This is a genomic window from Melioribacter sp. (assembly GCF_049325435.1).
GTDB classification, from domain to species: Bacteria; Bacteroidota; Ignavibacteria; order Ignavibacteriales; family Melioribacteraceae; genus Melioribacter; species Melioribacter roseus.
This window is the reverse complement of the sequence record NZ_JBMOLD010000002.1, coordinates 95,319-116,468: the sequence shown is the minus strand read 5'-3', so window position 1 is coordinate 116,468 and position 21,150 is coordinate 95,319. Positions and strand designations below refer to the sequence as shown.

Sequence of the window (21,150 nt, the reverse complement as noted above, 5' to 3'; positions counted from 1 at the left end):
TTAGTAACTTTCTTCCGTTATTTCCACTTTCCCCTTGAAAATGCGATAGACATAAACGGTATATGCAATTACGAGCGGCATTCCTATCAGCGCTATAATCAGCATTGTTTTTAACGTATATTGGGAAGAAGACGCGTTATATGCCGTCAGGCTATAATTCAAATCGATGGAAGAAGGCGTCAGATAAGGAAAAAGACTGACCGCGCTCAAACCGATTACCGAAACGACAATTAAAGACGAAATTAAAAACGACCGGAAATATTTCCCGCTCTTTAATTGAACCGGCAGCAAAGCAATCGAAATTAGAAGAGTCAGGAAGAATATCCAGAATAACGGATTCGACGTAATGCCGTCGAACAAATATTTTGCATAAAAGAAAGTAGCGAGGGTTGTAATCACATAAAGCGAAATAAAAACAATCCACGCGCCGTTAGCCCATTTAATCATTCTTTCCTGTTGCAAGCCTTCGGTTTTGGCAGTCATATAAACCGCGCCGTGCATAACGAACAACGCAACGCCCGTTAATCCGACAAGGAGAGCGTAGGGATTCAAAAGACCGATAAACGAACCGCGAAAAATTCCGTTGCTATCGATCGGAATGCCTTTGAGTATATTTCCGTACGCCACGCATAACAATAACGAAATAAACAAACTTCCGTACCCGAAAGCGGAATCCCAAATGTTTTTATACGATTTGCTTTCGACTTTTCCGCGGAATTCAAAAGAGACCGCCCTCATAATCAAAGCCGTCAAAAGCAGCATCAAGGCAATATAGAAAGAGCTGAAGACCGTAGCATAGACCATCGGGAAAGCGGCAAAGAGAGCTCCCCCGGCAGTTATCAACCAGACTTCGTTACCGTCCCAAACCGGTCCGATGGCGTTTATGTTGATTCGTTTTTCTTTTTCGTCTTTTGTAAAAAGATGGATTATTCCCACGCCGAGGTCAAAACCGTCAAGAACCGCATATCCGACAATCAACACCGCAATAAGTATGAACCAAATCAAATTCAGATCGATCACGCTGCCACCTCTTTGTTTTGAAGCGGCTCGGGCCCGTGTTTTACTTCTTTAAATAACACATAAAGGAACAACGAACCGAGCAAGAGATAAATTACGCCGAATAAAATGATCGAAAATAGAATTTCGCCCGCGCTTACGGTAATCGAAGCCGCTTCCGATGTTCTAAGCAGTTTATAAACAATCCACGGTTGCCTTCCAACTTCGGCGGTAATCCAGCCGAGTTGACATGCAATTACGGGAAGCGGAACCGACCAGACGAACGCTTTTAAAATTATTTTCTTATCCCACAATTTTTTTCTCCAATACAAATAAACCGCCATACCGGTAATAAAAATGAAATACATACCCAGAATCACCATATTATGGTACGACACAAAAGTAATGAAAAGAGGAGGAATTTCGTCTTGCGGGAATTGGTCAATTCCCTTCAGCTCTGCGTTTATGTCTCCGAATACCAGCCAGCTTAATAGTCCGGGAATTTCAATGGGAGCTTTAAGCTCCGGAGGATTGTCGACCGGGATTGCAAAGATGGCAATCGGAGCCCCGCTCTGCGTAGTATAAAGACCCTGAGTGGCTGCAAACTTTTCCGGCTGCGTTAAAGCCACTTGTCTGCTGTGTTCGTGTCCGAACGGGAAAACTTCCAGCGCCGAGACAATCAATCCGAATATCAAAGCGACTTTAAAAGCTTTTTTTGCGGTTTCCACTTCTTTGCCTTTCAGAATAAGGTATGCCGAAATTCCGAGAACGAGAAACGCGCCGCTAATCAGAGATGCGTCGATTGTATGGAAAAAACGCGGCAATGTGGAAGGATTGAACACCGCAGCCCAGAAATCGGTCAATTCGGCTCTGCCGTTTCGGATTACATAGCCTGCGGGCGTCTGCTGCCATGAATTGGCAACGAGAATCCAGAACGCCGATATAGTGGCTCCGAGCGCCACCATAAAAATCGAAAACCAATGTATGCCTTTCGAAACTTTATTGCGCCCGAACAAATAAAGTCCCAGGAATGTCGATTCTATAAAGAATGCAAAAATTCCCTCTGCAGCCAACGGCGCGCCGAACACGTCGCCCACAAATTTCGAATATTCCGCCCAATTTGTCCCGAACTGGAATTCCATAACAATTCCGGTAGCGACTCCCATCGCGAAAATAAGTCCGAGAATTTTACCGAAGAATTTACCGATTTTAACGTAGGCTTCTTCTTTCTTTTTCCAGCCAAGCGCTTCGAATATTACAAGCAGCCATGCCAGTCCGATGCTCAACGGCGGAAATATGAAATGGAAACCGATCGTCAACGCAAATTGCAGCCTTGCCAATAATAGAGCGTCCATTATAAAATCCTTCTATTTTCCCTAGAGTGTCATAAATATGGGACTCTATAAAACGTCAGTTGTTTTTGAATCCGTCGTCTTTCAGATTTGTCGTAAAATAATTATAAATATAGTTAATGATTTTATCAGACTGTTTCTTGTTATAAAGCAGAAATTCTTCTTTCCTGAAAACTTTATAGAGCGATTTAACCGTTTCGGTAATTATCAGAGACAGATTCGACTTTTGTGTAATAATATCGACGGGAAGCAGAAATATCGTATCGAATATTGCCGCTTCCACAATTTTAATCTGGTGTTTGTAACTTAAGTCCTCGAAGCGGGCAAACTTGCTTATGTCGTTCGATTTGTGCCGCATTTTCATTTCGACTTTGATTCTGTCGAGCAACAGAGCCAGCGCCGCTTCGATTGTAATTTTTAATTCGATCATTTTAAATCAACCTATTACCGCCGTTACTTTTTCCGCAGCTTCTTTCAACGAAGAAGCGACTTCGAAATTAAGTCCGGATTTTTTCAGCATATCCTGCGCGATGTCGGCATTAGTTCCTTCGAGACGAACTACGACGGGAATGGTGACGTTCACTTCTTTAACCGCGTCGATAACGCCCTGAGCCACTCTGTCGCATCGTACGATACCGCCGAAAATGTTTATTAAAATGGCTTTAACATTCGGATCGGAAAGAATAATCTTAAAGCCGTTGGCGACCGTTTCTTTATTAGCGCCTCCGCCGACGTCGAGGAAATTAGCCGGTTCGCCGCCGGCAAGTTTAATAATATCCATTGTCGCCATAGCAAGTCCGGCGCCGTTTACCATACAACCCACATTGCCGTCGAGTTTTATATAATTGAGATTATATTTGGAAGCTTCGATTTCGAGCGGGTCTTCCTCGTCGAGGTCTCTGTATGCCGCTATTTCAGGGTGGCGATACAACGCATTGTCGTCAAAATTCATTTTGGCGTCCAAAGCGACAATTCTTTCGTCGTTTGTAATTACCAACGGATTTATTTCGAGCAACGAAGCGTCGGTTTCTTCGTATGCTTTATAAAGTTTCATAATGAACGGAATAAAATTCTTGAATGCGGCGCCTTTCAAGCCAAGCCCGAAGGCTAATTCTCGCGCCTGAAAAGGCTGGAATCCGATTGCTGGATCGATCCAAACCTTCAGTATTTTTTCCGGAGTTTCTTCGGCGACTTTTTCGATTTCCACACCGCCTTCCGTTGAAACCATTATAACGTTTTTTGAAACCGTCCGATCGAGTAAAATCCCCACGTACAATTCTTTTTTGTAGTCAAGTCCCTCGGTTATATAAAGCGTTTTAACCTTTTTGCCTTCCGGGCCGGTTTGATGCGTAACGAGAATATTTCCGAGCATTTTTTCGGCGTATTCTCTTACCTTGTTTTCGTCTTTTGTAAATTTAACCCCGCCTTCGAGCACAAGTTCGTCCCGATTGTCGGCATTATAAATTTTGCCTTTTCCCCTGCCTCCGGCATGAATCTGAGATTTAACCACAAACTGATTAATTCCGGCGGCTTTCAAACTTGACAAAGCCTTGTCGAGCTCCGATAAATCTTTGATCGCATAGCCGTCCTGAACCGGCACGCCGTATTTTTTGAGGGTTTCTTTCGCCTGGAATTCGTGTATTTTCATAAAACTTCTCCGTTTTAATCGGCAATTATTATTCTTTCACCCGAAAAATTAAGTCATTTAAATAAGAGATTCAATGAATTTCCATTATGCGAAATTTGTTTAACGAATTAAAAGGAGGAATGATGAACAAAAAGCAGAAGTATTTGATAATTATTTCCTTCTCGTTAATATTAATTACTTTCGCAATCTGGCTCTTCTACGGAGGCGAAATTTTTACAAAAACTCAGGCGCTGGTAGAAACAAAAGACGATTTATTCGGCTGGACGGAGCGCAAGTGGGTCGACAAATTCGTGTGGGGTCTGGACTTAAGCCTTGTACTGAGCGGAATAATAATTGTATCGACTGCGTTTCTCTTCTTTTTTTTCAGGAAGAAAAACAACCGGAGCGCATCGTAGAATCATTCCGCGTCGAATATTTTTATCGGTTCTATAATTTTGTTGAATTTGGCGTAATTCTTAAGTTTAATCAACGACACCTGCGATATTTCGCATCCTTTTCCAATCAATACTTTATTGTACGAATCGCAGATATCGTCCGCCAGAACCATCCCGATTTCGAGTTCGTTTAATCTGATAGCTTTTATGACAAGTCCGTCATAAATTCCGACCACTTCGGCGTGGAGAGCCGCCAATATATCGTCGTTATACTTGCCGTTTTTTTTCATCAATTCGAGAGCGTCGGCAGGTTCGTTCCCTTCATTAATCAAAGTATCGTAATCGTTAACGGCTGCAAGAATTTGAGAGGCTGTAGTATTGCCGCCCCCCGATATTATTTCGGCAACTTTCTCAAGACGGGGAATATTTTTGAGCAGGCTTCCGCTGACTTCTATATATGACTTATAAAGCTCCTCTTCTTCAGGGGAGAGAGATTCGCCGTTATATTTTTTCGTAATAATTTCATCGGGTATGGCAACCAGACCGATTTGCATCAGAATGGCAGCCATTTCGATTTCCCACATTTCCTCACTTTTAAGAACGGAGGCTACATTATGGGCTATATTCCGGAGTTTATTTGCTCTTTTAAAAACCTGCGGATTCAAATGGGAAAGTATATCGATTAAGATATTTATACTGCCTTTAAGAGTTTTTTCGAGCAGCTCTTTTTCGGAATTAATCAGTTCATATTGACGCGCCCCGGCTTTGATGGCGTTCAGCAACTGTTCCGAATTGCAGGGTTTGGTTAGAAATCGAAATACGCTTCCTTCATTAACTGCGTCAACGGCGACCTTCAGTTCCGCATAACCGGTTAGAATAATACGCGCCGTGTCGGGATTCGTTTCCGCAAGTTTTTTCAGAAATGTAATGCCGTCCATTCCCGGCATTTTGAAGTCGGAAACGACGACTGCAAACGGCTCCGAATTTTCTATAAACTGAAGAGCGGCTGCGGCATTTTCAGCAGTATAAACCTCGAAATGCTGCCTCAGATTTCGTTTATAACCCGCCAGCGCGACTGCATCGTCGTCAACCAGTAAGACCCGTGTTTTCATCCTTTCCACCGCTGTTTTTTAGACTTTCGATTAATTCCCATACGAGCTCGTTTGAGTTCATTGCGTCTAGGACGTATGGGTCTTCGTATTTAAGACCCGCGAGCGAATTGGCAAGCTGCACGGCTCCGTGAACGCTCATGTTGGCGCTCTCGATAACGGGAGCTGTATGGTGAAGCAGTACGCCGTCCACAATTTCCTTCGGCAATCCCCACAGACTCAGCAGATAGGCTCCCAATTCGCAGTGATTCGCCCCGAGTAATTCTTTCGATTCCTTATCTTCCATCGGATACATGTTTTCTTTTCCCATTCTTAGCAAAAGCGAAAGTTGAATAATTTTGCCCAGATCATGGAGTATGCCGGCTATATATGCCCTTTCGCTTTTTACCCTGTCCTTAGTAAAGAATTCCATTATTTGTTTCGACAAAGAAGCGACCATAATACTGTGATTCCAGAGCTCTTCGATATAATTTTTAATCCTTTCTTTCTTATCCACAAAATTGAACACGTTGATGTATAAGACGAGCGATTTAATAATATTAATGCCTAGCATAGTAACCGCCTGGTGCAAATTTGTAATTTGCGTAACGGCGCCGAAATATGCAGAGTTTGAAAGCTGAAGTATTTTGGCGGTTAGAGCCATATCTTTGGATATGATATTCACGATCCGGTGAATCGATATGTCTTCCGAATTCAACTCTTTTTCGAGCTTGTAATAAATTTCCGGGAGCGCCGGAACGACCTCGCCGCTGTTGATAAGTTCAATCGTTTCGTTATTAACGATTAATTCTCTCAGTATCATTACCGGCTCAATTTTTTCGCGCAGAAGATTCCAGTTGCACGGTTTGGCAAAATATTGATGAACCGTATTGCTCGATTGAATTGTAAGCTCTTCTTCGTTAAAACCCGAAAGGGCAAAGCGAACAATATGCGGATAATTTTTCTTTACGATTTTCAGCAATTCGCCGCCGTCCATTCCGGGCATTTTTATATCGCTGATAATAATATCGCATCGTTCCGATTTAAGAAAATCCAGCGCCTCTTTTCCGCTCTGAGCAAACGACGCTTTCCATTTGAACTGAGAAGCGTAAAGCGATCTCTTCAAACCATTTAACACGTTTATTTCGTCGTCGACGAATATTATTTTCGGCTCCATTTAGAATGCCCCCTCTGAATTTGGTAATCTGATTATAAATTTTGTTCCTTCTTTATATCTGGAATTAATCAAAATTCTGCCTTTGTGTTTGTTGACGATAATATCGTGGCAAATAGCCAAGCCTTGTCCCGTCCCTTTGCCCACTTCTTTGGTAGTATAAAACGGGTCGAACACCCTGTGCATATTTTCTTCCTTTATGCCGATTCCGTCGTCCCAGATCACAATCTCTACGTCTTTTTCTCTGTTTTCCGTTTTGATTCTAATCGTACCTTTTTCATAAAGACCGGCTTTGATCTTTTCGTCGATTGCGTCGACGCTGTTGAGAATCATATTCAATATTACCTGATTAATCTGATCGAGACTGCAATAAACGTTCGGTAATTTCGGGTCGAGTTCCAGTTCGAGGTCGGCAATGTATTTCCATTTATTTCTTGTAATGTTTGCGGTTACTTCGATGCCGTGATTCAAATCGTAATACGACTTTTCTTTTGTGCCGGGATGGGCAAAGTCTTTCATCGAAAGAACAATTCTGCTTACTCTTTGTATTCCGATATGCGTTTGTTCCAGAGCGTTCGGCACTTCTTCTTTCAGATATTCGAGGTCGTATTCTTTTTCTTTGTCTTCGATGTTTTTCTTAACGCTTTCGGGAGGGTCGAGTTCATCGAGCGTTTTTTTCAGGAGCGCGGTATACTCCATAACATAATAAAATGAGTGGTCCAGAAAGTTTACGTTGTCGCTTACGTATTGAAGCGGAGTATTAATTTCGTGGGCAATGCCCGCCGCAAGTTGACCTATCGATTCCATCTTTTGAGACACGGCAAGCTGATTTTCGATAGCGACCAATTCGGTTTTGTCCTTGAATATGAACACAACGCCCTGAACGGCATCGTGTTCTTTTATCTCCGAGGAATTCACCTGCAGAATTTTTCGCTTTTGGTCTTTTGCGTTGATAATCATCTGTACGTTTTTCATCGAAATAAATTCGTCAAAATCCGACACATCGAAATATTTTGATTTAGCCTTGTCATTATCCTCAAGCATCGATTCGAAAAGAGCAACGAGCTGATAATTTTTGATATCTTCTTCTTCGATACCGAGAATATTTTCCGCAGCTTTGTTTACGAGGATTACGTTTCCTTCCAGATCGAGCGCAATTACTCCGTCTTCAATCGATTCGAACGTTACGCGGAAGTACTCTTTTTCCGCGTCGATGGCGGCATTCATTATTTCGAGCCGGCTGTTGAGATTCATCAGCTCGGCGGTTTTTTCCCGGACGGTATCTTCCAATTTCCTGTTTAATTCATTTATGGTTTTTACTCTCAATGCGTAAGCTACTCCCAGCACGCCAGCCACGATAAGCAATATCAACAAAAAAACGTTGATATCGCTTTCGAAAAACAACAGTCTTGCAATAATATTTAGCATAACGGCCAAATTCATATTCGCTTATAATTCCGATAGAGTTATCCGCTGTTATTATCGAAAAAAAAGGGCTTTTATTTAAACGGTAGGAGTGAACTGCGTCAACGCTAATATTGTTTTATTTGCACACAAAACAAGGCGATAAAAAATGAAAATCTTGTTGGCTATATTATTTTTTCTTTCGGGATTTATTTACGCGCAGGGTAAAACAACGTTTAACTTCAATGAAGAAACGGGTAAAAATCAAATCATATTTTTCAGCGCTACTCCGCTCGAGGATATCACAGGCACAGGCGACGGAATTTCAGGAGTCGCAGAGTTAAATCCGCAAAATTTGAAAGAAGGAATTAATGGCAGGATTGTTTTGCGCGTAAATTCAATAAAAACGGGCATTAATCTGCGCGATAAACATTTGCAAAGCGACAACTGGCTCGACTCCGAAAAATATCCTTTTATCACATACGAAGCGACCGGCGTCGAAAAAATTCTTTCGATCCGGGGCAATAAAACCAGATGCGTATTAAAAGGCGCGTTGACAATACGCGGTATATCCAAAGAAATTCCCGTTACCGCCGAAATAGCGTATTTGCCCGAAAGCGAAGAAACCAGGAAAATAACAGAAGGCGATTTAATCGGGGTCAGCGGCGCTTTCAGAATCAAGCTTTCCGATTTCGGCGTCGAAAATCAACTGGTAGGCAATAAAGTCGCCGAAAATATCGACATTAAATTCAATCTCGTAGGCAGCTCCAAATAATCATTTGAAGAATTCGTCTTTCAGTCCCTGATTGATTTTATAACCGGAATACGTAAGCGTTACTACGCCTTTGAGAGATTGGCGAAAACGTTTTTCTTCGTCCTGCTCCGGCTTGACTTCCCCGCTCTGATTAAAACTGACTACCACTTTAGAGGGCAGCGCATAAGCGGTGTTATTATAATAAAATTTGCTTGAAACATTGACGCCCCTTTTCGTTACCGTCTCGAGTTTTCTAACAAGATAATTTTCCGTATCTATCCATACGGTCGAGAGAATATAATCCGCCGTATCGCTAAGAGGAATTATTTTGATTACGTCGAGATTAATCTTTTCTTCTTCGTCTTTTTCATTTTTTACGTAAACCGCGCTGTATTCGCTTTTGAGAAATTTAAGCGGGTTAAGATTAACACCGTCTTTGGGAACCATCGCAAAACCTTCAGAAGAAATTTTAAGTTTGTCCGGCTGCTTGAAAAAAACCTTCAACTTCATGTCGGGCATTTTTACCATCTGCAGGTCTGCTGATATAGTGAGGTCGACTTCGTAGTCTTCGACTTGTTCGAATTTATTGATCACTTTATTTAATATATCTTCGGCGTTTTGCTTTTGAGCAAAAATGTTAAACGCGGCAAAAAGAAGAAGAATAGCGCTCCTCATTAGACCTCCTCAGGTTAGAATATCTTTTTTAATAAAAATTCCGGCGGCGGTCATAAAGAACAAAAGCGTATAGCCCGCCAGAAAGAGAGCTGATTTTGTAATTTCGGCATAATCAATTTCATCCGAAAAAAAACGGCTCCACTTTGGCATATGCGTCGTAAAGAAATACGGCTGAATAGCATTGAAAAAGTCAATCGGGATTGCCGATAAAATCAGTAGAATTATTATCAGCGCCATCGACCCGATTATGGGACCGATTGCATTTTCTACAAAAGAAGAAAACAAAAACGAAAGCGAAAATACGGTCGTCATACTTAGAATCGAATAGAGATAAGCATAAACAAAGCGCCATAATACGTCGTCGGAGGCGAATATGATTAATTTATCCCGGAAAGTAATCAATTCTCCGGTTCCGAAAATTAACAAACTAACTCCCAGGCTCAGAAAAGCCAACCATAAAATCAAGCCGACCACATAAATAATTCCCGCTATAAACTTCGACGTAATCACTTCGAAACGCGATACTGGTCTTACAAGCAGCATTCTGTATGTTCCGGCGGTCGCTTCGCCCGCGAGTATATCCCCTCCGACCAATACGATCAGAAAAGGTATGTGAATGAACAGCGAATTCAAAACCAGATTGGCGATGAAATATCCGTTGAGCAAATTTCCCACCATCATAAACGTTTCCCGAAAACCTCTCGTGACCATACTGATATAATCGTTGCCGGTGAAATAAAGCGCCGTCTGAATTATCGGCACGAGCAGTCCTATCGCGATGAATCCGATATAAGTTCTCCATTTGCCGAAAATTTTTACCAGCTCTATTCTTATCAGATTAATCATTGTTAGCCCCCTCCGTAATTTTTAGGAAATACTCTTCGAGGGAACGGACGGGAACAATCGAATAAACTTCAATACCGTTCTCGACTAATTTTTTATTTAATTCCGAAATTTCCTTCTGCGTCAAAGAGAGAGTTATTTTATTGGATCCGGGATGAAATTCTCCGCCTTCGGCAATTTCTTTTATTATCTCCGAGGCTTTTAACGGGTCGGAAACTTCGAAAGATACGTTCATTTTGTCCGAGCGAAGAAGATCCGCCACATTTCCTTCGACAATTTTCTTTCCTTTGTTGATAATTATCATTCTGTTTGCAATCATTTCAACTTCGTGCAGGATGTGCGACGAAAGGAAAATCGTTTTTCCTTTGCTTCGGCTGAGATAGAGAATCAGCTCGCGGATTTCTTTCATTCCCTGGGGGTCCAAACCCGTCGTCGGCTCGTCGAGTATAATCAATTCCGGGTCGTGAAGGAGCGCCTGAGCAAGTCCCAACCTTTGTTTCATTCCGTGGGAAAATGTTTTCACTTTACTGTTGTGTCTCGAAGCAAGTCCCACCAATTCGAGCATTTCCATTATTTTATTTTTGGAAATGTCGGCTCCGCTGAGTCTTCCAAGGATTTCAAGATTTTTATACGCCGTCAGATAGAGATAGAAGTCGGGCTTTTCGACTATGGCACCGATTCTTCTCATTATATTCTTTCGGTCGCGTTTAACGGAAAGACCGAAAATTTTGATCGAACCCGACGTGGGTTTTATAAGCGACAACAACATTCTAATCGTCGTGCTTTTCCCTGCGCCGTTTGGTCCCAGGAATCCGAATATGTCTCCTTTATAAACTTTCAGGTCGAGATTATCGACGGCTGTCAGCGACCCGAATTTTTTGGTAAGTCCGTTAATTTCGATTATAGTATCGTTCAATTTATTTCCTGTCTTTTTTTCCGAATGCCGGATTGAGCGGAATTAATTTAGCCGCGATAAAAGCGGGAATTGCGGCAATGCAAACCCATACAAAGAAAAGCTGATAACCCACGGCTTCCTGAATAATGCCGCTGAACATGCCGGGTATCATCATACCGAGCGCCATAAATCCGGTCGTAATTGCATAATGCGAAGCTTTATATTGTCCGTCGGACACATAAATCATATACATCATATAAGCCGTGAATCCGAAGCCGTAGCCGAACTGTTCAATAACCACGCACATATAGACGATCCAAATTTGATCCGGTTGCGCGTAGGCCAGATAAACATAGGCGATGTTCGGAATATTCATTGCGACGAGCATTGTGAAGAGTAACTTTTTCAAACCGTGTTTCGAAATCAAAATACCGCCGATAATTCCGCCAATCACAAGCGCCGCCACGCCTACCGTGCCGTATATCAAACCGACGTCCGAAGTTGAAAGTCCTAATCCGCCGGCGCTTTTAGGATCGAGGAAAAACGGACCGATCATTTTTATCAATTGCGCTTCGCCCAATCGGTAGAGCAGCAGAAAGGCGATTATCCAGACTATCTTTCGTTTTTCGAAAAACCTGAAAAAGGTTCTGAAGAACTCGCTCGTAATTTTTTGGAGTCCCGCAGACAAAACCGGTTTGTCGGTCTTCGGTTCCGGCAGGACATAATTATGATAGACGAAGAAAATAAAGAACAGCGCCGCGAGCAGTCCGAATGTAATTATCCACGCCAAAGGCGCTCTTACGGGTTCGAGTTTAAAGACGGCTTCGGTTTTTTCGTTTACGTACGGCTCGAGCTGAACGAGCGCAAAGGCGGGTTTGTTCCAGTTTGACGAATTGAAAACGAGTTTATTGCCCGCAATCACATTAAAATTTCTGTCGCCTTCATGATAGTTAAGATTGACAACTATCTCTTCATCGTCGTCGGGCTTATTAGAAAGCATGAACTTAACTATACCGATATTACCTACGGGTTCCATACTATCCGTCGTATCGGGAACAACGACGTCGGTTTTCGAAAAACCGTTTATAATATTCATCTTTCGGACAAAGTTCACGTAAAAGTCTACAGTTTGCTTTGTCTGAGGCTTTGTGCTTATTTCAAGAGTATCAGGTTGTGCAATTACTCTGAGTTGACCTTCCATCGGTTTAACAGAAGACGAATCGATAATAAGAGTATTCTCGAAAAATTTTTCGGGCGACGAAATTACCCTTATTTCCGCGGGCGAAACCGTAAGCGTGCTTTCGAGATGCCCCGCCAGAATAACCAAAATCCCCTGTCCGAAAATGATGGCAAACCTATAAAACGTACTTCTGATTCCGACGAAAAAACTCTGTTCGCCCTCGTCGAGCGCGTGCATATAAAACCCGTCCGCCGCTATGTCGTGTGTTGCGGAGCTGAATGCAATCAGCCAGAAGAAAAGCAGAGTAAACCTGAAGAAATCGGGAGCCGGAATTGTCAGCGCCACACCGGCCATACCCGCGCCGATAACCAATTGCATGGCGACTATCCAGAACCGCTTGGTGCGTATTAAATCGATAAGCGGACTCCAGAACGGTTTTATAACCCACGGCAGATAGAGCCAGCTTGTATAAAGCGCTATATCGGCATTCGAAATTCCCAGGCGTTTATACATTATTACCGAAAGCGTAATTACGATTACATACGGCAATCCTTCTGCAAAATAGAGCGTCGGAATCCACGTCCAGGCGCCGCCTTTATTTTTCTTTTCTTTATGCAAAGTTTTTTTTACAATCATCGAGTTTCCTTGAAGAATTTAAGAGCTATTAAAGCCGCTCCGTATTCGGGAGTGTAACGCGCATTCTTGAACAACAACCCGTTTATCTTTTTTATTTTACTCTTTATCAGTCGCTTATAAAATAAATTATTCGACAAACCTCCCGAGAAGACAATCGGAAGACTGCCGCCGGAATATTTTTTCAATGCGGTATTAATCAACGCGGCAACTTCCGCCGCTTCTTCGTCTATGGCTCGCATGCAAAATTTACTTCCCCCGCTAGCGCATTCGATAAAGCGTCCGGCATACCTCGCTATATTTTCTGCGTTTACAAAAGTAATTAATTTATCTCTTTGCAGAACGTCCAATTCTTCAGCCAATTCATGAAGGACGTCGTCTTTCAGTCTGCCGTCGATAAGTTTTGATATGGCGTTGAATCCTTTTCTCGCTATCGAGTAAGCTCCGCCTTCGTCCCCGATTGCTTTTCCGTATCCGCCGATTATAATAAATTCTTTGCCCGTATTCAAAAAGACAACCGCGCCCGTTCCGATAATCAACAGAGCTCCTTCTTTGCCCGCCAAAGCGCCGTAATGCGCTGTTTCGACGTCGCCTTTTATTTCAATCGGGAAATTGAATCTGCTCTTAATCTTATTCTTTAATTTTGCCGCCGTGTTAATATTCGAACATCCGGCAATACCCAGTACGGCTCCCGATAATTTATATTTTTCATTAATCTCGCTAATAAATTCGGAAAGCAGCCCGGCAGATTTAACGAAGCCAACCGAGTAGGGGTTCGAAGCGCCCGTTTCGAAACGCGCCAGGATTCTCTTTTTTTCGTCAATGCAAACGGCTCTGGTTTTAGTGCCGCCCCCGTCCGCTCCCAAGAAATACTTCATAAGCCGTAATTTTTATTGCTAGAAAAATAAAAAAAAGAAATCATTTGCCGTTTATTATTTTTGTTGAAACGGAACAATAATCTCATTACTTTGCGAATGTGCATTTAGAGGAACCCCATTTTTTCAAATAAATTTTTCAGGAGAAAAAAATGAAGAACTTATTAAAGTCGTTATTGGTATTGTCGTTATTAACGTTTACAGCATGCAGCGAGGATTCGAATCCGACATCCTCGGAACCGACTTTAACGGGCACATGGAAATTAACCGCGATTACAATTCATACCGGCTCGGGAGATTTGAATTTGCTGCCGGAAGCGATCGGCTATTCAATGACAGTCGTCTTAAATGAAGACGGCACATATCAGGCTACGTATACCGACGCAGACGGGCAGTACACAGAAACCGGCACGTGGACGGAAGCCGACGGGAAACTTACGATTACCGTGGACGGAGTTCCCGAAACCGTAGAGTATACATTATCCGGCAATAAACTTACATTCAGTACAACGATGGATATTGAAGGATTCGGCACGCAGAACGTGACATTGGAGTTCACAAAACAATAAGGAGGTGGTTATGCCTTCGAAAAAACTAAAGGAATTCCTGGACAAGAACAATGTTAAGTATGTTGCAATCAAACACTCCCTTGCGTTTACCGCGCAAGAGATTGCGGCTTCGGCTCATATCAAGGGAAAGAACCTCGCAAAAACAGTGCTCGTTAAAGTCGACGGCAAAATGATAATGGTCGTTCTGCCGGCTTCTTACAAAGTTAATTTCGATCAATTGCGCGAAGCCTTCGGAAATGAAAATGTAAGATTGGCAAACGAGCAGGAATTTATGGATAAGTTTCCGGAATGCGAAGTCGGAGCAATGCCGCCATTCGGAAATCTATACGGACTCGACGTCTACGTAGACGAGTCGCTTGCCGAAGACGAAGAAATTGCCTTCAATGCAGGAACGCATACTGAACTGATTCAAATGGCGTATGCCGACTTCGAAAGACTCGTTCAACCGAAAAAGATGAAATTTTCATTCCTGTCGAAAGTCTAAAAAAAATTTTCTTGCTAATTCGCTTGCAACTGAATACGTTTACGCCCAATTTTTTAATTGGCGCGTAAGATGGATATTTTCAGACTCAAACTTGTAACAACGCTGATAGATTACAATAATGAATAATTATTGCCGATCTTGCTGCGGGTGAATAGCAAATAATTTTAATCGAATTGCCCTCTAAATTTCGGAATTGATAAAAAAAGCAGCCTGCTTATTCGGCAGGCTGCTTTTAATTATTCAAAATATTTTGGATCGCCAATCACGATCTATCACCATCCACCAGTCCCTAATCCCTAGAATCTAATCCCTAATCTACTTCCTCTTGGGACGATACATATCAGTAGCTCTTCCGTAATAGAGCTCGGCGGCAAACATCATAGTTTCAGACAATGTCGGGTGCGGATGGATTGTGAGTTCGAGGTCGTTTGCGTTGGCGCCCATTTCGATTGCGAGCGTGCCTTCGGCAATCAGATCGCCCGCGCCGACTCCTACAATTCCAACTCCGATAATTCTTTCTGTCTCGGGTTCGATTATCAATTTAGTCATACCGTCGTTTCTGTCGAGAGTTGTGGCTCTGCCGCTTGCGCCCCAGGGGAATTTAGCCACTTCGTACTTAATTCCTTTTTCGCGAGCTTCGGTTTCAGTAATACCCGCCCAAGCCAATTCCGGATCGGTAAAAACAACGGCCGGAATTGCATTCGGTTCGAAGGCTACCCGTTTGCCCATAATCGCTTCTACTGCAACTTTTCCTTCGGCAGCGGCTTTATGCGCCAGCATCGGATTGCCGACAATGTCTCCGATTGCGTATATTTTATCGTCGTCTGTTTTCATCGTTCCGTCGACTGAGACAAATCCTTTTTCATTAATTTTTACGGATGTGTTTTCGAGTCCCAATCCTTTTGTTACGGGTTTACGTCCCACCGAAACCAGAACTTTGTCAAAAGTCTGAACGGGGTTATCGACTTTATCGCCTTCTAATTTTACTTCAATTCCCTTTTTGGTTTCCTTCAGTTCGACTACTTTCGTATTAACATAAATATTTTCGAACCTGGATTTCAATCTTCTTTCCAGCACGGCAACCATATCGCGGTCGGCTCCGGGCAGAATTCCGGGCATCATTTCGACCACCGTAACTTTACTGCCGAGCGAAGCATAAACCGTGCTCAGTTCGAGACCGATATAACCGCCTCCGACAACCAACAATCTTTTCGGAACGTCCTTCAATTCGAGAGCTGCGGTTGAATCCATTACCTTATCCGAACCGATCGAAAATGCGGGAACGGACGCCGGCACCGAACCGGTTGCCAATATGGCTTTTTCAAAAACCACCTCTTCCGTCGAACCGTCGGTTTTTTCGACCAGCAATGCGGTAGAATTAACAAACGACGCCCTGCCCTGAATGTAATTTACTTTTCTTTGTTTGGACAATTGTCCCAGTCCGCCGGTTAGTTTTCCGACGACGCCGTCTTTGAATTCTCTCAATTTATCTATGTCGATCTTGGGTTTTCCGAAATCGATTCCCCATTTCTTTGCTTCTTCCGCTTCGTTCAAAAGTTTGGCAACGTGAAGAAGGGCTTTCGACGGAATGCAACCTCTGTAGAGGCACACGCCTCCCGGATTTTTTTCCATATCGATCAAAGTTACTTCCATACCGAGGTCGGCAGCCAGAAAAGCTGCGGCGTATCCGCCTGGACCGGCGCCAATAACGGCTAATTGAGTTTTTGTAGACATTGAACTTCCGATTTTTTATTAAAAATTTTTATGATATATCATCCTTCAAGCGTCAGTAAAAACGGATTTTCGAGAGCTTCTGCAATCCATCTGAGGAACCGAATGCCGTCGGCTCCGTCGATAATTCTGTGGTCGTACGACAGCGAAAGCGGCATCATCAGTCGCGGCTCGAATTTGCCGTCGACATAAACGGGTTCGTAAGAAGACCTTGAAACGCCCAGAATTGCCACTTCGGGCGAATTAACAATCGGAGTAAAATAAGCGCCGCCGATACCGCCGAGATTCGATATTGTAAAATTGCCGCCCTGCATATCCTCGATGGTTAATTTTTTGTCGCGAGCTTTTTTGGAAATTTCCGCCAGCTCTACCGAAATTTCGACAATATTCTTTTTGTCGACGTCTTTTATAACCGGCACGAGCAAGCCTTTGTCGGTATCGACGGCTATACCGATATTAAAATACTTTTTATAGATAATTTCGCTCTTCTGCATATCGACGCTGGCGTTGAACTGCGGAAATACTTTCAAAGCCGACGCCGCTATTTTAATCAGAATGGCTGTAATTGTCAGCTTGCCTCCCGCGGCTTCCACTTTCTTCGAATATTCTTTTCTTACTTTTTCAAGATTCGTAATATCCGCCTTGTCGAATTGCGTTACATGCGGAATTGTCGACCAGGCGTACGATAGATGCTCGGCGGTCTTTCTGCGGACGTTGTTCATTTGAACGCGTTCGAATTCGCCCCATTTGGAAAAATCGGGCATCGGCTCCTGAACGAGTCCCGGCGCGGAAATTTGACCGGACTGCAATTTACGATTCAAATTCTTGGCAAATGCTTTAACGTCATCGACGGTAATTCTTCCGCCTTTACCGGAACCTTCCACCTGATGAATATCGATGCCGATTTCGCGGGCAAATCTTCTGACTGAAGGAGCAGCGGGAACAATATTCTTAACTATGTCGCGCGGTATATCGATCACCTGCGGCATATGAGTATGCTCTTTGACAGGCTGCTGCGGAGCGACTGATTTTTCAGCTTTTTCCTCCCGTTTCGATTCCGGAGCGGCTGCCTTAACAGCTGGCGACGATTGCGTTTCTATCAAAAAGACCGTTTGCCCGACTTTAACCGTATCGCCGTCTTTAACTTTCACTTCTTTAATAGCGCCTGCGTATTCCGAAGGCACTTCCACGGTCGCTTTGTCAGTTTCGAGTTCAATCAGTATCTGGTCGGCTTTAATCTTATCGCCCGGTTTGACCAGCACTTTTGCAATTTGCGCGGATTCGATATTTTCGCCTAGGACGGGCACTTTGAATTCCACAATGCCGCTTTCCTCTTTATTTACGGCTGATGTTTCCCTGGGCGTCTGCTTCTCTTCGGATTTCTCCGGGTGTTTATTCGTATCCGTGGCTTCGCTTTGTTCAACCGTAATTACAGGCTGACCCACTTCGGCTTTATCGCCTTCTTTAACGTGCACTTTCTTTACGATTCCGGCAACTTCGGAAGGCACTTCAACCGTAGCCTTATCCGTTTCGATTTCCAGAATCACCTGATCGACTTCAACGCGGTCGCCTTCTTTAACGAGTACTTTTACTACGTCTGCCGTATTTATATTTTCACCTAAATGAGGCAACTTAAAATCTACTGTCATATCAAAAACCGAATTTATTTAAAAAATAGTTTTTACGATTTAGCCGGATTTGGTTTTTCCGGATTAATACCGAGGTCTTTTTGAGCCTTTTTAACCAAATCGAGTTTAACTTTCTTTTCTTTATAGAGCGAATAGAGAGTCGCATAGACGATATGCTTAGCGTCGACTTCGAAGAAATCGCGCAACGAGGCTCTGCTTTCGCTTCTTCCGAATCCGTAAGTGCCGAGCGAATGGAGAGGCCCGGGCAGCCATTTTGCCAGAGCGTCTTTGATAATCTGGACATAATCCGAAGCCGCTACGAATACGCCCGACTCGCCTTTTGTAACTTCAGAGATGTACGGTGTTTTCGGTTTTTTGTCGGGATGGAACATATTCCATCTTTCGGTTTCCTGAGCGTCGAGGTGGAGATTTTTATAACTCGTTACGCTCCATATATCGGTCGATACTTTATAATTTTTCTCGAGGATATCCGCAGCTTTAATTGCTTCGTTAAGGATTGTTCCGCTTCCCAACAAATGCGCTTTTAATTTCTGGTCTTTCATTTTGGACGAACGGAATTTATACATTCCCTTGAGAATTCCTTCTTTAACTCCTTTGGGCATCGGAGGTTGAGGATAGTTCTCGTTCATGATTGTAATGTAGTAGAAAACGTCCTCGCGTTTTTCGTACATTCTGTAAATGCCGTCGCGAATAATAACGGCGAGCTCGTAAGCAAAAGCCGGGTCGTAAGCTACAAGATTCGGAACGGGATATGCCAGCAGATGGCTTTGTCCGTCCTGATGCTGCAAGCCTTCGCCGGCAAGAGTCGTTCTTCCGGCGGTGGCTCCGAGCAGAAATCCTTTGCAGCGCATGTCGCCCGCGGCCCATATCAAATCGCCTACGCGCTGCAGTCCGAACATCGAATAGAATGAGAAAAACGGAATTGTATTTATTCCGTGAACGGCATAAGCCGTGCCCGCCGCAATAAACGAAGACATTGCGCCGGCTTCCGTAATTCCCTCTTCGAGTATTTGTCCGTCCTTAGCCTCTTTATAATAAAGCAAACTGTCGCTGTCGACGGGTTCGTATAATTGCCCCGCATGAGAATAAATGCCCACCTGACGGAAAAGCGCTTCCATACCGAACGTACGCGCTTCGTCGGGGACTATCGGCACGATAAGATGACCGATTTCTTTGTCTTTCAAAAGCTTGGCAAGTATTCTTACATAAACCATCGTGGTCGAAACTTCTCTGTCGTCCGTGCCTTTATAGAATTCTTCGAACAATTCTTCCGGCGGAGTTTTAATCGGCTGCGATTTAATAACGCGTTTGGGCACATAACCGCCGAGCGCTTTTCTTCTTTCTTTCAAATAACGGATTTCCGGCGAGTCTTCCGGAGGACGATAGAAAGGCGCTTTCGTAACCTCGTCGTCGCTGATGGGAATTGAGAACCGCGTTCTGAATTCTCTCAGTTCTTCTTCGTTCAATTTCTTTTGCTGGTGAGTAATATTCTTGCCTTCGCCCGCTTCGCCGAGTCCGTATCCTTTAACCGTTTTTGCAAGTATCACGGTGGGAGCGTCTTTGTGTTCGACGGCGGCTTTATAAGCGGCATAGACTTTTTCGGGGTCGTGCCCGCCGCGTTTCATCTTCTCCAATTGCTCGTCGGTATAATGTTCGACGAGTTTAAGGAGTTCGGGATATTTACCGAAGAAATGTTCGCGAACGTATTTGCCGCCTCTGGTAATATAATTTTGAGATTCGCCGTCGATTGTTTCGTTCATGCGTTTGACGAGCAGACCCGTTTTATCCTGCTCGAGGAGCGGATCCCAGTCGCTGCCCCAAATAACTTTAATAACGTTCCAGCCGGCGCCTCTGAAAACGGCTTCGAGTTCCTGAACAATATTTCCGTTGCCGCGAACAGGACCGTCGAGTCGTTGCAAGTTGCAATTTATAACAAAAATAAGGTTGTCCAATTTTTCGCGCGCCGCAAGGGAAATGGCTCCCAGAGTTTCAGGCTCGTCGGTTTCGCCGTCGCCGATAAAAGCCCATACTTTCTGGTCGCTTGGTTTTTTGAGACCTCTGTCTTCGAGATATCTAAGAAATCGCGCCTGATAAATTGCCTGAATCGGTCCGAGACCCATCGAGACCGTCGGGAATTCCCAGAAGTCGGGCATCAACCACGGATGCGGATACGAAGAGAGCCCGCCGCCTGGTTTCAATTCCCTTCTGAAATTTTCGAGTTGTTCGACCGTCAATCTGCCTTCGAGGAACGCGCGAGCATAAATTCCCGGCGCCGCATGTCCCTGATAATAAATAATATCGCCGTCGTGATTGCCGTCTTTGCCTCTGAAAAAATGATTAAACCCGATTTCGTATAAAGTAGCGGCGGAAGCAAACGTGGAAATGTGCCCGCCGATTCCGTTTTCCTCTTTATTGGCGCGTACTACCATAGCCATTGCGTTCCATCTTACAAGACTTTTAATGCGCCGTTCGATTTCGCGCCCGCCAGGGAACGGCGGTTCCTTTTCTTTCGGTATCGTATTGATATGCGGGGTATTGGCGGTAAATGGAATTTCCACGCCTTTTTGATGCGCGTAGGTATCGAGGTTGTGGAGCAGTTCCTTAACTTTTTCCGGACCGCCGGTTTGCAATACATACTCGAGAGATTCGAGCCATTCTTGTAGTTCTATCTCGTCGAGTTCGGATAAATTTTTATTGTTATTGTCGCTCATAATTAATCCCGTTTATTCGCTGTTCTAAATAATAGTTAAACTCTTATTTTATTAGACAAATTTAATAATTCTCGGTCAACTAAACTAATTAAACTATAACGTATAACTAAATAAG

The 21,150-nt window shown here is 43.6% G+C and carries 19 protein-coding genes; 4 read left to right on the top strand and 15 right to left on the bottom strand.

The annotated features are described in order from the left end of the window. Genes cydB through sucC form a run of 4 tightly spaced genes read right to left on the bottom strand, consistent with a single transcriptional unit; the run spans position 1 to position 3,996 of the window. Positions 1-1,020, bottom strand: a complete 1,020-nt coding sequence (gene cydB / locus ACOYVE_RS02115) for a cytochrome d ubiquinol oxidase subunit II (RefSeq protein WP_422880639.1) — start codon at positions 1,018-1,020, stop codon at positions 1-3. Further along, complete coding sequence (locus ACOYVE_RS02110) at positions 1,017-2,351, bottom strand: cytochrome ubiquinol oxidase subunit I (RefSeq protein WP_422880637.1); 1,335 nt, start codon at positions 2,349-2,351, stop codon at positions 1,017-1,019. The genes cydB and ACOYVE_RS02110 overlap by 4 nt, the downstream gene beginning before the upstream one ends. A gap of 55 nt (positions 2,352-2,406) precedes the next feature. Continuing rightward, complete coding sequence (locus ACOYVE_RS02105) at positions 2,407-2,778, bottom strand: hypothetical protein (protein WP_422880636.1); 372 nt, start codon at positions 2,776-2,778, stop codon at positions 2,407-2,409. A gap of 6 nt (positions 2,779-2,784) precedes the next feature. Beyond that, positions 2,785-3,996, bottom strand: a complete 1,212-nt coding sequence (sucC, locus tag ACOYVE_RS02100) for an ADP-forming succinate--CoA ligase subunit beta (protein WP_422880635.1) — start codon at positions 3,994-3,996, stop codon at positions 2,785-2,787. 119 nt (positions 3,997-4,115) lie between these two features. Here sucC and ACOYVE_RS02095 point away from each other — a divergent pair, with 119 nt between their 5' ends. After that, on the top strand, positions 4,116-4,391 hold the full coding sequence (locus ACOYVE_RS02095) for an LPXTG cell wall anchor domain-containing protein (protein ID WP_422880634.1): 276 nt from the start codon (positions 4,116-4,118) through the stop codon (positions 4,389-4,391). Between the two features lie 2 nt (positions 4,392-4,393). On the opposite strand, the gene ACOYVE_RS02090 is transcribed toward ACOYVE_RS02095, so the two are convergent. From ACOYVE_RS02090 to ACOYVE_RS02080, 3 genes are read right to left on the bottom strand one after another with little or no spacing between them, the layout of a single operon-like run. Then, positions 4,394-5,482 (bottom strand): HD domain-containing phosphohydrolase, encoded by a 1,089-nt coding sequence (locus ACOYVE_RS02090; protein WP_422880633.1) that lies wholly within the window; start codon positions 5,480-5,482, stop codon positions 4,394-4,396. Further along, on the bottom strand, positions 5,457-6,635 hold the full coding sequence (locus tag ACOYVE_RS02085; protein WP_422880632.1) for an HDOD domain-containing protein: 1,179 nt from the start codon (positions 6,633-6,635) through the stop codon (positions 5,457-5,459). The genes ACOYVE_RS02090 and ACOYVE_RS02085 overlap by 26 nt, the downstream gene beginning before the upstream one ends. Then, a complete protein-coding gene (locus ACOYVE_RS02080) occupies positions 6,636-8,075 on the bottom strand; it encodes an ATP-binding protein (protein WP_014855525.1) in 1,440 nt (479 codons plus the stop codon). Between the two features lie 130 nt (positions 8,076-8,205). Here ACOYVE_RS02080 and ACOYVE_RS02075 point away from each other — a divergent pair, with 130 nt between their 5' ends. Beyond that, positions 8,206-8,811: a YceI family protein gene (locus tag ACOYVE_RS02075; RefSeq protein ID WP_014855526.1), complete on the top strand. Its 606-nt coding sequence runs from the start codon at positions 8,206-8,208 to the stop codon at positions 8,809-8,811. On the opposite strand, the gene ACOYVE_RS02070 is transcribed toward ACOYVE_RS02075, so the two are convergent. Genes ACOYVE_RS02070 through ACOYVE_RS02050 form a run of 5 tightly spaced genes read right to left on the bottom strand, consistent with a single transcriptional unit; the run spans position 8,812 to position 13,894 of the window. Continuing rightward, positions 8,812-9,465 carry a LolA family protein gene (locus ACOYVE_RS02070; RefSeq protein WP_422880631.1) on the bottom strand — a complete coding sequence of 218 codons (654 nt, stop codon included), beginning with the start codon at positions 9,463-9,465 and terminating at the stop codon, positions 8,812-8,814. 9 nt (positions 9,466-9,474) lie between these two features. Beyond that, positions 9,475-10,311 (bottom strand): ABC transporter permease, encoded by an 837-nt coding sequence (locus tag ACOYVE_RS02065; RefSeq protein WP_014855528.1) that lies wholly within the window; start codon positions 10,309-10,311, stop codon positions 9,475-9,477. Continuing rightward, positions 10,304-11,224 carry an ABC transporter ATP-binding protein gene (locus ACOYVE_RS02060; protein WP_014855529.1) on the bottom strand — a complete coding sequence of 307 codons (921 nt, stop codon included), beginning with the start codon at positions 11,222-11,224 and terminating at the stop codon, positions 10,304-10,306. Before ACOYVE_RS02060 ends, ACOYVE_RS02065 begins: the two co-directional genes overlap by 8 nt. 1 nt (position 11,225) lies before the next feature. Further along, positions 11,226-13,019: an MFS transporter gene (locus ACOYVE_RS02055; protein WP_422880630.1), complete on the bottom strand. Its 1,794-nt coding sequence runs from the start codon at positions 13,017-13,019 to the stop codon at positions 11,226-11,228. Beyond that, on the bottom strand, positions 13,016-13,894 hold the full coding sequence (locus tag ACOYVE_RS02050) for an N-acetylglucosamine kinase (RefSeq protein ID WP_422880629.1): 879 nt from the start codon (positions 13,892-13,894) through the stop codon (positions 13,016-13,018). Before ACOYVE_RS02050 ends, ACOYVE_RS02055 begins: the two co-directional genes overlap by 4 nt. A 149-nt stretch (positions 13,895-14,043) precedes the next feature. On the opposite strand from ACOYVE_RS02050, the gene ACOYVE_RS02045 reads away from it, so the two are divergent. Together ACOYVE_RS02045 and ACOYVE_RS02040 are read left to right on the top strand one after the other, a co-directional pair. Next, positions 14,044-14,460: a lipocalin family protein gene (locus ACOYVE_RS02045; RefSeq protein WP_014855532.1), complete on the top strand. Its 417-nt coding sequence runs from the start codon at positions 14,044-14,046 to the stop codon at positions 14,458-14,460. A gap of 10 nt (positions 14,461-14,470) precedes the next feature. Then, on the top strand, positions 14,471-14,944 hold the full coding sequence (locus tag ACOYVE_RS02040; protein WP_014855533.1) for an aminoacyl-tRNA deacylase: 474 nt from the start codon (positions 14,471-14,473) through the stop codon (positions 14,942-14,944). A gap of 315 nt (positions 14,945-15,259) precedes the next feature. Here ACOYVE_RS02040 and lpdA read toward each other — a convergent pair whose 3' ends face one another. From lpdA to aceE, 3 genes are read right to left on the bottom strand one after another with little or no spacing between them, the layout of a single operon-like run. Further along, positions 15,260-16,678: a dihydrolipoyl dehydrogenase gene (gene lpdA / locus ACOYVE_RS02035; protein ID WP_014855534.1), complete on the bottom strand. Its 1,419-nt coding sequence runs from the start codon at positions 16,676-16,678 to the stop codon at positions 15,260-15,262. Between the two features lie 38 nt (positions 16,679-16,716). Further along, positions 16,717-18,324 carry a dihydrolipoyllysine-residue acetyltransferase gene (locus tag ACOYVE_RS02030; protein ID WP_422880628.1) on the bottom strand — a complete coding sequence of 536 codons (1,608 nt, stop codon included), beginning with the start codon at positions 18,322-18,324 and terminating at the stop codon, positions 16,717-16,719. A 32-nt stretch (positions 18,325-18,356) separates the two neighbouring features. Continuing rightward, positions 18,357-21,035 (bottom strand): pyruvate dehydrogenase (acetyl-transferring), homodimeric type, encoded by a 2,679-nt coding sequence (gene aceE, locus ACOYVE_RS02025; RefSeq protein WP_422880627.1) that lies wholly within the window; start codon positions 21,033-21,035, stop codon positions 18,357-18,359. Positions 21,036-21,150 lie beyond the last annotated feature (115 nt).